This window comes from Megamonas sp. (assembly GCF_986095205.1).
In genome coordinates this window covers 110260-126357 of sequence record NZ_CFQVBI010000045.1, presented here as the reverse complement: position 1 = coordinate 126357, position 16098 = coordinate 110260, and the positions used below count along the sequence as shown (strand labels likewise).

The following is a 16098-nucleotide window of genomic DNA, read 5'->3' as shown; positions in this document are numbered from 1 at the left end:
ATATAGTAAGACCTGCTATTTTAGTAGGCAAGTATCGTTTGTATCCAAGAATCCCCTGCATTTAGGCATGGGGAGTATGTCAAAATATCTGCATAACCTTCATAAGCTTCACTAGATAATTCATCTATTTCTTTTATCTTTATTTTAGGATATTTATCATAATTAGATTGTCTATTTTCCCATAACATCTTTTTCATCTCCTCTTATACTAAATCAAGTTTTTGCAGATATTCATAGATGCCATCTTCATTATTAGATTTTGTTATATATTTCATTTGTTTTTTGATTTCTTCTGGAGCATTTTGCATAACTACTCCTCTTCCTACCAATTTCAACATATCTAAATCATTATAATTATCTCCAAAGGCAATAGCTTGTTCAGGTGTTATATTTAAATGATGCAATAATACTTCGATACCATTTGCTTTACTTACATCTTTATTCATAATTTCAATTAAAATATCACTTGAACGCACTATATTTAATTGTGGAAACTTCTCTTGCAAAACAGCTTCTATTTTTGAGCTAATATTTGCTTTTGTCATACATAATATTTTATTAGGCAATATATCTTTATTTATCAATTCTTTAAAATCAGCTTGACTGGCTTTTACATTAGTGATATTTTCTTCTCTTTTTACAGCTTTATTATCTTCATCTTTTACAAACCAATTATCATCACTATAATAATTTATTACTACATCATCAGACCATAATAGTTCCATTTCATCAATAATAGCTTTCGTATCTAATTTATTAATTTTATCATCATGTAAAATTTGATTTTGCTCATCTACAACTAAAGCCCCACCATAACTAATCATTGGCATTTTTACATTCATTTCATCAAGAATTAATTTCATAGCTTTAGGCATACGTGCTGATACCAATACAAATGGTATATTTTTTAAAGCTAATTTTTGTACAGCTTCAATTGTACTAGTTAATAATTCATGTTTAGAATTTAACACTGTTCCATCAATATCAGAAAAGACTATTTTCCATTCCATATTATCACCCACTTAAAATAAAATCATTTTAAACTCTAAAAAGGCTATGATGAATAATATTTAGATGGGGGAAAATTATATTCATCATAGCCTTTTATTGCTGTTATTTCTCTATATAGTTAATCAATTTATTAATATTATCTTGTCCATTTTTTATGCCTAAGCTCAATATCAAACAAGCTATTACACTTAAAACCATTAATACTATACCTACAGTTGATAAGAAAGAATACATCTCATCTCCAAATAAAATCAATATTAATGATATAGAAGAAAGCATTATCATATTTCTAAGCCAAACTTTTAAATTATTCAACATCTTAGTTTGATATTGTATTTCTCCAATATAAGCTTGTTTCATTTTGCTCTGCATAAAAAATCACCTTTCATCAATAAGTTAATCCTGTATCGAAGAAACCAACTAATACACCAACAAAAGCAATAACTACTAATAAAAGCATAACATAAATTGGTGACATATTTCTCTTAGTCAATAAATACCAACAGAAGATAACAAATACTGCTGATAAAATATTAGGGAATACGCCATTTAATGTATCTTGGAGTACTAAAAATGGTTTATCTGCACCTTCGGCAGTCATAGTGAAGCCTGTTCTAATATTAATCCAAGTACCAGCAACAGCACCAATTACGATAGTACCTAACATTACGATAGATTCACGAATAGCTGTAGCTCTTTCACCAACTAAGAAATCAATTGCTTTACCACCGAGTTCATAACCTTTGAAGTATAAAAATCTCATACCCCAAGTAATAAGTAAGTTCCAAACGATTATATAGAAGATCGCCCCGATTGGTGAACCGCCAGTAGATAAACCCATTGCAATACCTAATAAAATTGGAATTAATGTACCTACTACTAAGGAGTCACCGATACCAGCGAGTGGTCCCATAAGACCTGCACGAAGACCATTAATTGTTTCTGCATTGATATCATCTGCGCCATTAGCTTTTGCTTCTTCCAAACTTGCAGTAATACCTACAACTACACTACCAACCTGTGGTTCTGTATTAAAGAATGCTGTATATGTCTGCATTGCCTTTTTCTGTTCTTCTTTTGTTTTATATAATTCTTCGATAATTGGCAACATAGCACATAAATAACCAAAAGTCTGCATATGTTCTTGGGAGAAACATGTTAAATGTCCATAGTACCAATTTCTAAAAGATTTATTTAGTGTTTTCTTAGAAATTTTCTTTTCCATTTAAATATCCTCCTCATCGTCATCATCATAGCTTGTTGCACCACTAGCTGCCGCTTTTTTAGCTTCTATGCGAAGCATTTGAATTTTATAATTGATAATTGCAAACATACCGCCAACGATAGCAGCACCTATTAAGTTTAATCCTAAACCTGCAGCTAAAGCAAAACCTAAGAAAAACGGAATGAAATCCATAACATCATTAACAACTTGTTTTAATAAGATAGCAACCCCAACTGATGGAAGTAATGCACCTACTGTGAATAATGTCTGCATTGCAATACCATCCATTGGTAAATAAGTTTTAATAGCTTCTACAGCATCTTGACCATATAAACACATAACTACAGTTGGAATGAAAGAACATATAATATGAGAAATCCAAGGAAGACCCATATCTACGAAATATAATTTATGGAAATTACCTTCTTCAACAGCTTTCCAACCAATATGTTGCCATGCAAGGTTTATAGTAGCAGTACCATAGAATAAAACTGTACCAAGTGTACCTACCATGGAACCAAATGAAGTAGCCAAACCAATACCTGCTGGACTTGCTGGATCAAGACCTAAAGATTTAACAGCTATCATTGCAAGAGGAATACCAATATAACTTACAGCACGAACATCAGCAGAAACTGTACCACCTGGAGTAACAAGTGCTATGTATACAACCTGCATTGCAGTACCAATTAAAATACCGCTTTGAATATCACCTAAAACAATACCACAAACTAAGCCCCCAACGAGTGGACGACCTAATGTATAGTTACCAATTACAGTACCACCCATACCAGGCATACTAGCTAAACAAGCAAATATACCTAATATAATGGCTTGGAGCCAACTTATTTCCATGAAACTCCCTCCAATTCATCTTATATACAATCTAATTAAAAACCAAATTTACCTTTGAATTTATCCCAATTACCAATAGAAACATCTGGTAATAAAGAAAATTCTATGCTATAACCAGCTTTACTGATATCTTCTAAAGCTTGTGCTTCTTCTTGAGTAATAGACTGATTATTTCCAAGTGTTGTTGAACCTTCACGGTCATTACATGGACCTACGATTACTTTTGTAATACCACATTTAAAACCTTGTTCAACTAAAATTTTTCTCATATCAATAGGGTCTTTAGTCATTAAGAAATAACGTGTATCGCTATCTAAAACTTTTTGAGCTTTCTTTTTGAAATCTTCTACAGTCCAAACAAAAGTTTTTTTACCACTAGCTGCTTTATAAGCTGCTTTTAATACATCGGATTTTGCTGCTTTATCATTTACAGCGATTAATCCATCACAAGGATATTCTCTAGCCCAACGAGTACAAGTTTGACCATGAATCATACGGTCATCAATACGAATAAATGAAACTGACATTATAAAAACCTCCTAAAATAATTACCTAAAATTAAATATCATCTTCAGACTCTTCTACTATTTTAAATTCTTGCATAGCCATACGAGCCTGTTCTAAAACTTGGTCTGCTATTTCATCTAAAGAAACAGTGTCTTTCATCAAAACAGTTGTCAAAGCTAATGGTAAATTCATTCCGCCTAAAATAACTGTTTTTATTCCTTTATTAACTAAAACATTTGTGGCATTTGTAAGTGGTGAGCCACCGATTATATCACCTAGTAAAATAACTTCATCATCAGTTGAAATATCTTTTACTTTTTCAGTGAATAATGCTGCAAATTCATCTACGCTTTTCCCATTTTCAAGACCAACAGATAAGATATCTTCTCTATTTCCTGCCAACATAGATAAAGCATCATTTAAGCCATTTGCAAATTTTCCATGGCTAACTAATATTACATACTTCATAGTAGTTGCTCCTTCATTTTTTATATTTTCTAATAATTCTCTTTACATCAACTATTCTATCAATATTGACGAAAATAATCATATGTCTACAATCACTAAATGAGCATTACATTTGTCACAATTTTATTTCATTCATTATAAGCAATAAAAAATAGTAGCCTAAAAATAGAATTTTAAGCTACTATTATTACCCAAAACAGTATAACACTATTTCTCATTATTCATTTAAATACTTATTTATATCCTTTTGTAATTCCAACAAACCTATATCAATATCGCTTTTATTTCTTATCATATCATTGATTTTTATATCAATTAAATTCAAAGCTTGATTATATTTTTTAAATCTACTATGTTCTAAAGTTTTATTCATAACTTCATCTAAAAGATTTACATTTATCTGATTTTCTTTATTATCCTTACCTAAAAGGCATACAATATCTTCAGATTTATTGATTGATTTTAAAGAAGAAATCCCTTGTGAATACTTATATAAATCCTTTTGTGTTTCTTTTTCATAAGTGAGCATTTTCAAAAATTCCCAAGCTATATCAGCATTTTTACTTCTCGAAGATATTCCCATCAATAATGAAGAAATTTCACTACCTCTATCATTTGAAGCAACTAATGGCATCTTTATACAGTCCCACTCAAAGTCAGAGAATTTTTTTACCCTCCAAGGATATGGTTTATATGTACGATATTGGGCAAAAGACATAGGAGCAAAAGCTACTTTTCCTGTATTGAATTCCTCTTTAGTAATGATATGTTCTTGATTTAATTTATTTAATTTTTCTACGAAAATAACTGCTTCTTTCGCTTCATCTTGATCGATAAAACATTCTTTTCCATCTTCATCGAATAATCTTATACCATGACTATACATAGAATTTAACCAGCTAAAATTATAACAACCATACTGGTCGATAGCACCATCACCATTAGTATCTTTTGTAACTTGTTGACAAATATTATAAAAGTCATCTAAAGTCCAATCATTTTCTGGTATGGGTATATTTTCTTTTTCTAATAAAGTCTTATTTACAAACATCAACATAGGATTACTTTCATATGGCAAAGCATATTGTTTATGCTCATATTGACCAGCTTTTAAAGTACTCTCATAATAATCATCTTTATTAAAGGTCTTATCATTTTCTATTTCTTCTGTTAAATCCTTTAAAACTCCTAAAGAACTAAGCGTATTAAAATCTTCATCTACAATCATAAATACATCAGGTTCTTCACCATTTACAATTTTATTGGCTAACCACAACGAATAATCTGATTTTAAAATACCACTTTCATATTCAATTTCCACATTAGGATGTAATTTTTCAAAACGAGCTATAGCATCATCTATAATTTTATAATCATTTCCATTTGGTACTTCCCAATTTCCTACAAATATACCTAAATGTATTACTACCTTATTCGTATATAAATTTGTTACAGCTACATAAGTAAATACTATAGCTATAAAACTTATTATAACTTTCTTAATCATTGTCAAAATCCTTTGCAATTTGACCTGTCTGTACAGCCCAAATAGCCAATTGCGTACGGTCTCGCAAATTTAATTTAGATAAAATGGAACTTAAATAATTTCTGACTGTACCTTCAGATAAAAACATTTTCTTAGCAATTTCTTTATTTGATAAACCCAATCCTATATTTTGAACTATCTTCCACTCATTTTTAGATAATTCATCTAGACAATTTTCCTCAACATTAATAATTAAATTTCTATTTCTCGACATATTAGAAAACATACTTACTACTTTTGTAGCTATATCTGGATTAATCAAAGCTCCGCCATTATAGATAACCATAATATCTTCATATAATTCTTCCATACCTACATCTTTTAATAAATAACCACTTGCACCATATTTTAAAGCACTAAATATATATTCATCATCATCAAAAGTTGTCAATATCACTATTTTTATCTCTGGATACTGTTCTTTTACGACCTTAGTACAATATACACCGTCCATTTTAGGCATTCTTATATCCATTAAAATGATATCCACTTTATGCTTTTTCAGCGTTTCTAATACTTCATATCCATTGCCCACAACACCAACAATTTCAATATTATCATGTGCACCTAAAATTATCTTTAACGACTCTCTTATCAATTCTTGGTCATCTGCTATTAATACTTTTATCATTTTCGCAATTGTTATTGGAACTATCTCTTCCAATAACTCTCCTTCTTTATAAAATTTTTACTCTATAAAGGTATTTTTATCTCAGTTGTAAAACCATTTTCACTATAAAAATTTATATCTCCTCTTATCTGAGAAACTCTCTCTACCATTTGTTTTAGACCAAAACCATAGTTTATAGCCTTACAACCTTTACCATTATCCTTGATTTTTAAACATAATAAATTATTTTCTTTGTAGATATCAATATCCACAACTGTAGCCAATCCATGTCGTATACTATTTGTTATACTTTCTTGAATAACTCTAAATAAGATATCTTCTATCTTAGTATCAAAACCAATTTCATCAATCTGATAATTTAAATTTATCTTCAAATCTGTTACATCAGATATCTCTTCTTTCATTTTTTCGATAGCTTCTTTTAATCTATACTGCTGTAAAAAATCCGGTCGCATCTTATTTAGTGAATTTCTAACATCTTTCATTCCTTTACGTATAGCTTTAGAGATTATCTTTAATTGTGCTTTTGCCAATTGCGGATTTTTATCAATCATGGTAATACAAGCATCAACGCCCACAGCCATTCCTGCCAAAGCATGTCCTATCGTATCGTGAAGTTCTCTAGCCAAACGCTTGCGTTCATTTTTTTCACCAAATTTTTCTGTAACAATAACATATTTTTGCATTTTTTTATTTATCATTGCCACCATGGATAATTTTTTACTGATATACTCATTTTCTTGTATCTGCTTCAAGATATAAATAATCATAAAAATTATAAACAATATTATATTAAAGCCTTCTAATAATCTCTTTATGATTATTAAACAATTTCTTATGCTAGCATCATAGACTAGGAAATATTCTTCTATATTAACTAAAGGATAAAAATATGTAACTATTTCATAATTTGCCAATAAATATATAAGACCTAATGCAACTAATAAGACCTGATACTTCAAGCCTTTTTTCAAATGATACATACAATCACAAAAAACAAATAAAATTATTCCATTATATGATAAATATATTAAAAAAATAAGTATTACTGAAATTACTACTTCTAACAAACTATATAAGTAATTTATTGTTTTATTTCTTATATTATTAAACTCTCGATAATAAACGCAATAAGCTAAACAAAGTAATAAACCAACAGACCCACTAATAATATATACTGGAGCCGTAGGCATATACATTACTTTATCAAGAAAACTTCTCGCCAAATCATTTCCAATGATATATTTTGTTGTAATTGCAATAACCGCTACATAAAATAAAACAATTATTACGTTTAAAATAAACATCGTATTTTTAACAATAAAGAAAAATAATCCATATGTTCTATTCATTATTGCCACCTATCTTCATCATATTTAAATAAATTTTCTTTGTTTATTAGCGAAATAGGTATTATTATATTTTTTTCTATTTTTTTGCCATTTAAAATATTATACATATTTTCTACAGCTATTTGCCCCATTTTGATAGGCGATTGAGCTACCGTGCCGACTATCATTTGATTTCTGCCAATCAAAGCTTTTATCTCTGGCGTACCATCTATTCCATATACCATTACATCATTTTTATTATTTTTTTCTAAGGCAGCCAATGCACCTAAAGCACTTGGGTCATTTAACGCCATTACCACATCTATATCAGGTGTTTCTTCAATAATTTCTTGCATTTTAGGCATAGCAATCTCCAATTGCCCATCACATTCAGCTTCGTTTATAACTTTATATTTTTCATTATTATCAATTACACTCAAAAAACCTTCAATTCGCTCTTTTGCTGATTTTGCTGTTGTGTGTTTCAATAGAACAATATTTGCACTATCTAATCTTTCCATCATATCTTTTGCACATTGAACACCAGCATCATAATTATCCGAAACAATCGTACAATTCACTAAACTTTCATCACTAACTGGAGCATCTATAATAATTACGGGAATATCTGCCCTTTTTGCAGCCTGCAAAGCTGGCTCTATTTGTTCAAAATCAATAGGATTTATAAAAATTCCGTCTACTTTTTGGTCTATAAATTTATATATCTGCTCATTTTGCTTATCTACATCTAATTCTGGATCTAAAGTAATCAAGGCATCATTATTTTTCTCTACTACTTTTAAAATTTCATTATTGATTATTTTATAAAACGGATTATTCATTGTCATATAGCTAACGCCAAAAACTTTATGTTTAGCAATAGGCGTTGTGTATATATTGTATGTAACTGTAAAAATTATTAATAGCATAAAAAAAATTATTATATATGTCATATTCTTATAAAAACGCTTCATCTATATCACCTTCTATCATTATAGCATTAAGCCAGGCATAAAAATAAGTGACAAAAGTCATATTTGTATTTATGTTTATACATACATATACAATCACTTTATAAAAAAACTGTATTTTAAAAACTAGACTAAATAATTTCATCTAATTTCTAAAATACAGTCTCAAAATCTAAAATTATTTATTATCCTTTAAATATTTCCTACCGATAACAATAGCAGCATAATCATCAACAGGCACTGGTGGTACTTGCATACCTAAAGGAATTAATTTTTTCCAGCCTTTAGGTGGATTTTCCTGAAAATATAATTTTCTGGCTTCATCTGTTGTTCGATATTCATTTATTAAAACTATATCTTTATCTATAAATTCTCGTTTTAATAAATCATATTTTTTCTTACTGCTCGTACCATTTCCCATGACGATCGTCTTAATAATGTATTTCTCCAGTAAAGACTTTATTATTTGCACTAATTCTTCTGAATTAATTATTTTATGCTCTAAAACATCACTATTCTTTAAAATAGCTATGCCTGTTTTTTCTCTACCTGGATCAATAGCTAAAATTTCATCATTCATGATTAATCTCTTGCTCTGTTTCATTTTTTAAATAGATATGCAAACGCAATGGTCCTAAAACTTCTGTATCAGCAGCTGCAAAGGCACTAATTAAAACATCTTTACCTCTATTTTCAGCTAAAGCTTTTTCAATGGCATATATCTGATTGCCGTTTATCACACCAACTGTACCAGTCAAAGGATTTGGCAAAATACCATTATTTATAGCTGTCATATTCACATTACGTAGAAAATCGCTTATCAACATTTCACTATTACTACCATCAATAGGAACATTGTATATCTTTTGATATACAAATTCATTTTCTTGATAAACTACACGATTAGGATGCATCTCTAATTCAGTCAATACAGGATCACCTTTTACTAAATTAGCAGCTACAATAAGGCGAATAACTGTATCTCCTTTAGCTTGCTTTAATCTATCCATCGCTTTTTGATATTCGATAGGATAAATCCAAACGCCATCTTTAGAGCCTTCTGTTCCCAATCTATCAATTATTTTACTATTAGCTAATGCTATGATTTGATTTAAATCATTTTGAATTTTTACTGGGTCATCAGTCTTTTTAATTACACCGCTAGCCAACAATTCGCCTACACGATAAATTATTGGTCGTTCACGAATATTTTCTATACCTTCTTGCAAGTCATTATTCGTTTTTTCCAATTCTAAATTATCAGCTTTCAAACTTTCATTATTAGCTAATAAAAATTGATTATTTTGAGCTAAGCTTTGATTATTTTCTATCAAAGTTTGGTTATCTGACCATAATTCTTGATTTCTATTTTGCAGAGCAACTTGTTCTTGTCTTAGAAGTTCAGCCGCTTGCTGGGCAATTTCTAAGTCCTCTTGAGTTTCTTCTAAATCCTTTTTAGATTTAGCATATTCTTCTTTTGTTGTATTTAAATCAAATGTTACACTAGCTAAATCATTTGAAGCTTCTTCAAGGGCATATTGTTTATCATTCAATTCTGCCTTTAATTTATCCATACCAAAAAGAGCAGTACGCACATCTTTAGAAGCAATCGCCAATATACCAAAGGTAACAGTTGTAATCAATATACCTGTGATAATTGTTACCAAAATAGATGTATGTCTTGGTCTTAAACCAAATAATGATAATTTTTTCTTGCCAACTTTACTGCCTAGGCGGTCGCCAATGAAAGCGATTACGCCACCGGTTAAAACTAATACGACAATCAGCATAATGCCATACACGGTTCATACCACCTACTTATTATTTTATTTTGATTCTTTACGAATTAAATAAATACCTGCTATCAAAGTTACAATATTAGGTATCCAAACAGCTATAACTGGCGGAATAAAGGAATTTTGTCCAATTGCACCAGCTAAAGTCATCAAAGTATAGTAAATGAAAATAATTATAATACTTATACCAAAACCGATAGAAGAAGAACTACGATTTGGCTGAATGCCAAGTGGTGCCCCAATTAAAGCAAACATCAAGCTAGCCATTGGCACTGTAAAACGTTGATATAATTCTATCTCTAATTTTTTAGTATCTACATATTGAGATTTCATTATATTAATCTGTTCACGAAGTTCTTTAATTGTCATTTCATCAGGTTTTTTCTGACTTTTAATAATCTGTTTAGGAGTTTGATTTATTGGCAAAACTTGTGAGTCAAATTTCATCATACGTTCTGTGTTTGGTTGAGATAAATCATATAATACACCATTATACATTACCCATTCATCAACACTCCATTTAGCATATTCTGCGTTTTCTACACGCACCATTTTGCCTTGTTCAAATTCCTGTATAGATAAATTATCTAAATTTCCTGTTTCAGCATCATATTTACGAGCATATACTAATCTTTGGATATTACCATCTTGAATTTGTTTGATAATTATATGCTCTTGAGATTCTGGAGATGTATTTCCTTGAATTTCATATCGCACTAAATCAGCATAAGCTTGGTTAGATGCAGGTACTACATATTCATTAAAGCCAATGGAAAAAATACTAACACCAAGAGAAAAAGCTATAACTGGTGTTACTAATCGTTTAAAACTAACACCACATGCCTTCATAGCAATAATTTCACTATTGCCTGATAATCTACCAAATGTCAATAATGCTGCAAGCAACATAGACATTGGGAATGTCCACACTATAATGCCTGGTAAACTATAGATGATTAAACGCACTATAGCTGAAAAAGATGCACCATATTGTGTTATATATTGAGCAATTCTCAATAATGTTCCTGACCCTAAAAATACAGCTGAAAATGCACAGATGCCAAAGATAAAGGTCATGATTGTTTCTTTTAATATATATTTATCTAAAATACGCATCTATCATCTTCTCCTATAATTTAAAGTCTTCACCTAAATAGAACTTACGAGCGAGTTCACTATTAGCAATTGTATCGCTATCGCCTTCTAAAAGAATTTGTCCACTGTTCATAATATAAGCTCTATCTACAATTTGCAAAGTTTCTCTTACATTATGGTCAGTGATTAAAATTCCCATGCCACGTTCTTTTAAATAACTGATAATTCCCTGAATATCAGCTACTGCTAAAGGGTCAATTCCTGCAAAGGGTTCATCTAATAAAATGAAATGAGGTTCTAGTGCTAGACCTCTTGCGATTTCTACACGTCTACGTTCCCCACCAGAAAGTTGCATACCTAAACGAGTTCTTATATGAGTGATATTAAATTCTTCTAAAAGGTCATCAATCTTTTTATCTTGTTCTTTTTTGGATAAATTTCTAGTTTGTAAAATTGCTCGCAAATTATCCTCTACTGTCAATTTACGAAAAATAGATGCTTCCTGTGCTAAATAACTTATACCTAGATCTGCACGTTCATTGATAGGCAATCTAGTAATATCAATATCAGAAATAAATACTTTTCCTGATGTTGGCTTTTCTATTCCTACAATCATATAAAAAGTTGTAGTCTTTCCTGCACCATTTGGACCTAATAAACCTACAATTTCACCTTTCTTTACATGCAAAGAAACATCTCTTACTGCAGGCGTTCCTTTATACTCTTTAATAAGATTTTTTACTTCAATATGCAAACGTGTCACTCATTTCTATCTTTATCATCTAACCATCAACTATTTTATTTAATATTCACATTGTCTCCTAAATAAACAGTTAATGTATTTCCTCTAACAATATTACCATTTTGAGTAGCTACTGCATTTCCTGTAAGTACTAATTTACCATTTTCTGTACTGTTGTAAGTAGCATTATCACTATTAGTTACAATATTTCTTGATGGACTTTTAATATTTACATTTCCTGTAGCTACAAAATTAAAATCTTGACCATTGCCACTATAAGTTGCTGTATCGCTTGTGGATTGTACATCATTAGTTTTGCTATTTAAATATACATTACCTGTAGCTGTATATTGATTTGTCATCAAATTTCCTGATAATACATCACCGCGAATATCAGCTTGTGGTCCAGTTGCATTTCCGCCTAAAGGCATAGATATATCACTTGTTGCTTGATTATAATGTATTTCTTCTCCAGTTAATGTATTATCAGCTTTTACCAATACTACAGAACCTTTAGCTACAACTTCTTTATTAGCATTAGAAATCAAGCTTTCTGCCTTTAAGTTCATATCATCTTTATTTGCAGTTACACCACCTGTAATAGAGGCTTCCTGTGTTTTAAAATTATATGTTGCTTGACCGCCAGTTAATACGCCACCATCACGAATAATAGTTACGCCACCTGTAGCTATTGCCATATCTGTCTGCGCATTATATTCTATTACATCGCCTTTTAATTCAATAGGAGCATCTGCTGCAATAACTGTATTTATCATTGAAAAACTCATAATAGCTACAGCAAGTGCTGTTTTTAGCTTACTATATTTTTTCATTTATTGATTATCTCCTTTTATAATATGTGCATTACCCATTAATTTGAAATTAGTAAATGCATCTTTACTTTCAGCCTTATCTGCTGTTGCCCTCATACCTGGCTTATTGATATCAACATTTCCTTCACAAGTCAATATACCTTGCTCACCATTCCAAGTGACTTTATCTGTTTTAAATTTCAATTCATCACTTGATTTAGCTTCTATTCCATCAACCAATTCAATATTTTTATTTTTCTGGTCATATGTCGCTTTAGGAGCATTTATTTCTATGCTTGTTCCATCTTCACGATAAAAAGTACCTTTTACTTTTTCCATGGTAAACATCTGTGAATCTTGGTCTACTGTCATTGTTTCTGCATAACATTGCCAAATCAATTTACCATTTACTTCTTCTTTCAAAGTATTATTGTGATATACCATAACTTTATTTGTCTGTGTATTTTGTGTTTCTTCAACTTTTGGTCTACTAGCATAAGCCCAATAAATCAAACTAACCATCAACAAGACAAGAACTACAACTATGGCATTTTTTTTATTTACCTTTTTAGTCATTTATTGACCACCTTAGTTTTTACGGTATGATGTTTTACTTTCTGCTGTTCAGGACGTGTATTCCAACGTTTTTGGAACCATATCCACTGCGTAGGATGTGCTATGATTTGCTCTTCAATAACTTTTGTCATACGCTCTGTGAAATCATACAAATCAGCATTTGTATCTCCAGTATCATTATATACTATTGGTTCATAAATTTCTATTTTATGTGTACCATCACTTTGACGAATGATAAATGCTGGCACAACTGGTGACATAAATTTACGAGCAAATACAGCAGGACCCATTGGTGTTGAGCATACTTCACCTAAAAATTCAATAAACGCTCCACCTGGACCTGCATCTTGGTCTGCTAAAAAGCCTAAAATACGACCTTTTTTCAAAGCTCTTGAAGCTGCCAAAAGCTCTGAAGCTGCACCACGTGCAAATATTTCTACCCCTACTTGAGCACGATATTCATCTAATAACTTTGTATACTGAGAGTCTGGCTGTGTTTTGGCAAGTGCTGTAACAGAAAAACCTGCTTTAACAAGACCAGCAGCAAGCCATTCCCATGTACCCATATGTGCTGTTAAAATTACAACACCTCTATTTTTTGCATATTCACGTTTTAAAATGTCTAAGCCTTCAAATTTTATATATTTAAAATCATCTTTTTTCAATCTTGGCATATATAAAATTTCCAAGACATTTTGACTTAAATTGATAAATGAATCTTTGACAATTTTCTTTGCCTTTTCCTCATCTATTTTAAAGGATTTCATCATTCTATCAACTGCACGATTACGTTCTTTAGCTATTAAATGAAAATATAATATACCTAGTATATGCCCTAATCTAAGCAAATTTTTATGTGATAAACAACATAAAAAAGCACTAAAATATTTTAATAATTTATATTTCATTCTAATTCCTCTAATGTCTAAATAAACTTTTATTGTGAAATATTTTTTTCTACTTCTTTAGCATCTGTTTCATCTTCTATATTTAAATAACTATCAATAACAGCTTGCCATTTTTCTTGTGCTTTCAAAATAAATTCTATAATTTGACGAACTGCGCCTTTTCCACCATCAAAATCACTTATTAAAATAGATACAGATTTTGCTTCTTCGGTAGCATCAGCTACAGTTGCTGGAAATCCAACTCTTTTCATTACAGCTAAATCAAATAAATCATCGCCAATATAAGCTACTTCTTCATCTTTTAATTGATATTCAGCCAATAATTCCTTATAAGCTGGAACTTTATTTTTTTTATTTTGATAAAAAGCATTTATTTTTAATTCCCTAGCACGATAAGCGAGCATCTTAGATTCTCTACCTGTGATAATAGCTGTTTTTATCCCTAATTTTTGGGCTAGAGTAATCCCTAGCCCATCCCTTACATTAAAAGTTTTAAATAATTCACCATTATCGCCAACGGCTATAGAGCCATCTGTCAATACTCCATCAACATCTAAAATGAGCATTTTTACATTTTTGGCTCGTGCTAATGCATCTTGTGTATATTGCATTAAACCACTCCCTGACGAAGTAAATCAGTAAGATGAACTATACCTACTGGTTCATTTTTCTCTACATCAATTACTGGAAGCACTGTAATTGGTTTTGGTTGATGTTTTTCCATCATACTGAGTGCTTCAGCAGCCATTTTATCTTTTGTGATTATTACTGGATTTTTAGTCATTAAATCTTCTACTGGCTCATCTAAAAATTCTGCTCCACGAGCAAGCATACGGCGAATATCACCATCTGTTACAAGTCCAATGAATTTGCCATTTTCATCAACAACAGAAGTTGCACCTAATCCTTTTGCAGTCATTAAGAACAATGCTTCTTTTGCTGTTTTATGCACAGAAATAACAGGATTATCTTCTCCTGAATGCATAACATTTTCTACAGTTAAAAGTAATCTTCTGCCAAGTGCTCCACCTGGATGGAATACTGCAAAATCTTGAGCAGTGAAATTACGTGAAGATAAAAGTGCTATAGCTAATGCATCGCCCATAGCAAGAGTTGCTGTTGTACTAGCTGTTGGTGCAAGACCTAATGGACATGCTTCACGCTCTACACTTATATCAATATAATAATCTGCATTTTTGCCAAGTGTAGATTCACGTCTACCACTCATGGCAATAATTTTTGCACCTATGCGTTTAATAATCGGTAAGATGTTTACAATTTCATTGGATTCACCGCTATTAGAAATAGCAAGTACCATATCATTAGCTGTAACCATACCTAAATCACCATGGAAAGCTTCTGCTGGATGCATAAAAAATGATGGTGTTCCTGTACTAGCCAAACTAGCTGCTATTTTTCTACCTACATGGCCAGATTTTCCCATACCTGTTACAATAACGCGACCATTACAAGCTAAAATAGCATTTACAATTGTTTCAAATTCATCATCAATATGATTAATTAATTTTTTTACCGCATCAGCTTCTATTTGAAGTGTTTCTATAGCCTTTTCTTTTATCATGATTATTACCTCACAATTTAACTCTCAAAAATCCCAGTAATA

At 30.7% G+C, this 16098-nt stretch carries 20 protein-coding genes; all 20 read right to left on the bottom strand.

Translation table 11 applies throughout. From position 1 onward, the window contains the following. Nucleotides 1–20: 20 nt before the first annotated feature. On the bottom strand, nucleotides 21–188 hold the full coding sequence (locus tag AC5LAX_RS06750; protein WP_287763488.1) for a hypothetical protein: 168 nt from the start codon (nucleotides 186–188) through the stop codon (nucleotides 21–23). A 15-nt stretch (nucleotides 189–203) separates the two neighbouring features. Next, nucleotides 204–1010: a Cof-type HAD-IIB family hydrolase gene (locus AC5LAX_RS06745; RefSeq protein ID WP_288909453.1), complete on the bottom strand. Its 807-nt coding sequence runs from the start codon at nucleotides 1008–1010 to the stop codon at nucleotides 204–206. 103 nt (nucleotides 1011–1113) lie between these two features. After that, on the bottom strand, nucleotides 1114–1383 hold the full coding sequence (locus AC5LAX_RS06740; RefSeq protein WP_022228067.1) for a hypothetical protein: 270 nt from the start codon (nucleotides 1381–1383) through the stop codon (nucleotides 1114–1116). A 16-nt stretch (nucleotides 1384–1399) separates the two neighbouring features. Next, complete coding sequence (locus tag AC5LAX_RS06735; RefSeq protein ID WP_008539788.1) at nucleotides 1400–2236, bottom strand: PTS system mannose/fructose/sorbose family transporter subunit IID; 837 nt, start codon at nucleotides 2234–2236, stop codon at nucleotides 1400–1402. Beyond that, nucleotides 2237–3091: a PTS mannose/fructose/sorbose/N-acetylgalactosamine transporter subunit IIC gene (locus AC5LAX_RS06730; RefSeq protein ID WP_008539786.1), complete on the bottom strand. Its 855-nt coding sequence runs from the start codon at nucleotides 3089–3091 to the stop codon at nucleotides 2237–2239. Nucleotides 3092–3126: 35 nt separating this feature from the next. Further along, complete coding sequence (locus AC5LAX_RS06725) at nucleotides 3127–3618, bottom strand: PTS sugar transporter subunit IIB (RefSeq protein ID WP_288909452.1); 492 nt, start codon at nucleotides 3616–3618, stop codon at nucleotides 3127–3129. A 31-nt stretch (nucleotides 3619–3649) separates the two neighbouring features. Continuing rightward, nucleotides 3650–4066, bottom strand: coding sequence for a PTS sugar transporter subunit IIA (locus AC5LAX_RS06720; RefSeq protein WP_115152082.1), 417 nt, complete (start codon nucleotides 4064–4066; stop codon nucleotides 3650–3652). 217 nt (nucleotides 4067–4283) lie between these two features. Continuing rightward, on the bottom strand, nucleotides 4284–5573 hold the full coding sequence (locus AC5LAX_RS06715) for an ABC transporter substrate-binding protein (RefSeq protein WP_288909451.1): 1290 nt from the start codon (nucleotides 5571–5573) through the stop codon (nucleotides 4284–4286). Then, nucleotides 5566–6276 carry a response regulator transcription factor gene (locus AC5LAX_RS06710; RefSeq protein WP_224169235.1) on the bottom strand — a complete coding sequence of 237 codons (711 nt, stop codon included), beginning with the start codon at nucleotides 6274–6276 and terminating at the stop codon, nucleotides 5566–5568. Before AC5LAX_RS06710 ends, AC5LAX_RS06715 begins: the two co-directional genes overlap by 8 nt. A 29-nt stretch (nucleotides 6277–6305) precedes the next feature. Next, nucleotides 6306–7595 (bottom strand): sensor histidine kinase, encoded by a 1290-nt coding sequence (locus AC5LAX_RS06705; RefSeq protein ID WP_193525682.1) that lies wholly within the window; start codon nucleotides 7593–7595, stop codon nucleotides 6306–6308. Next, nucleotides 7595–8503: a sugar ABC transporter substrate-binding protein gene (locus AC5LAX_RS06700; protein WP_288909455.1), complete on the bottom strand. Its 909-nt coding sequence runs from the start codon at nucleotides 8501–8503 to the stop codon at nucleotides 7595–7597. Before AC5LAX_RS06700 ends, AC5LAX_RS06705 begins: the two co-directional genes overlap by 1 nt. A 220-nt stretch (nucleotides 8504–8723) precedes the next feature. Further along, nucleotides 8724–9125, bottom strand: a complete 402-nt coding sequence (locus AC5LAX_RS06695) for a RuvC family protein (protein ID WP_288909450.1) — start codon at nucleotides 9123–9125, stop codon at nucleotides 8724–8726. After that, on the bottom strand, nucleotides 9118–10347 hold the full coding sequence (locus tag AC5LAX_RS06690; protein WP_288909449.1) for a DUF3084 domain-containing protein: 1230 nt from the start codon (nucleotides 10345–10347) through the stop codon (nucleotides 9118–9120). Before AC5LAX_RS06690 ends, AC5LAX_RS06695 begins: the two co-directional genes overlap by 8 nt. A 24-nt stretch (nucleotides 10348–10371) precedes the next feature. Further along, nucleotides 10372–11457, bottom strand: coding sequence for an LptF/LptG family permease (locus tag AC5LAX_RS06685; protein WP_008539776.1), 1086 nt, complete (start codon nucleotides 11455–11457; stop codon nucleotides 10372–10374). Between the two features lie 13 nt (nucleotides 11458–11470). Then, nucleotides 11471–12190, bottom strand: coding sequence for an LPS export ABC transporter ATP-binding protein (lptB, locus tag AC5LAX_RS06680; RefSeq protein WP_008539774.1), 720 nt, complete (start codon nucleotides 12188–12190; stop codon nucleotides 11471–11473). Nucleotides 12191–12234: 44 nt separating this feature from the next. Beyond that, complete coding sequence (locus AC5LAX_RS06675; protein WP_008539772.1) at nucleotides 12235–13011, bottom strand: LptA/OstA family protein; 777 nt, start codon at nucleotides 13009–13011, stop codon at nucleotides 12235–12237. After that, the gene (gene lptC / locus AC5LAX_RS06670; protein WP_278849940.1) at nucleotides 13012–13566 is read right to left on the bottom strand and encodes an LPS export ABC transporter periplasmic protein LptC; all 555 of its coding nucleotides are present in this window, start codon (nucleotides 13564–13566) and stop codon (nucleotides 13012–13014) included. Further along, nucleotides 13563–14474, bottom strand: coding sequence for a lysophospholipid acyltransferase family protein (locus AC5LAX_RS06665; RefSeq protein ID WP_008539767.1), 912 nt, complete (start codon nucleotides 14472–14474; stop codon nucleotides 13563–13565). The genes lptC and AC5LAX_RS06665 overlap by 4 nt, the downstream gene beginning before the upstream one ends. A 29-nt stretch (nucleotides 14475–14503) precedes the next feature. Further along, nucleotides 14504–15085, bottom strand: coding sequence for a KdsC family phosphatase (locus tag AC5LAX_RS06660; RefSeq protein ID WP_167625075.1), 582 nt, complete (start codon nucleotides 15083–15085; stop codon nucleotides 14504–14506). Further along, nucleotides 15085–16056 (bottom strand): KpsF/GutQ family sugar-phosphate isomerase, encoded by a 972-nt coding sequence (locus AC5LAX_RS06655; RefSeq protein WP_008539763.1) that lies wholly within the window; start codon nucleotides 16054–16056, stop codon nucleotides 15085–15087. Before AC5LAX_RS06655 ends, AC5LAX_RS06660 begins: the two co-directional genes overlap by 1 nt. Nucleotides 16057–16098 lie beyond the last annotated feature (42 nt).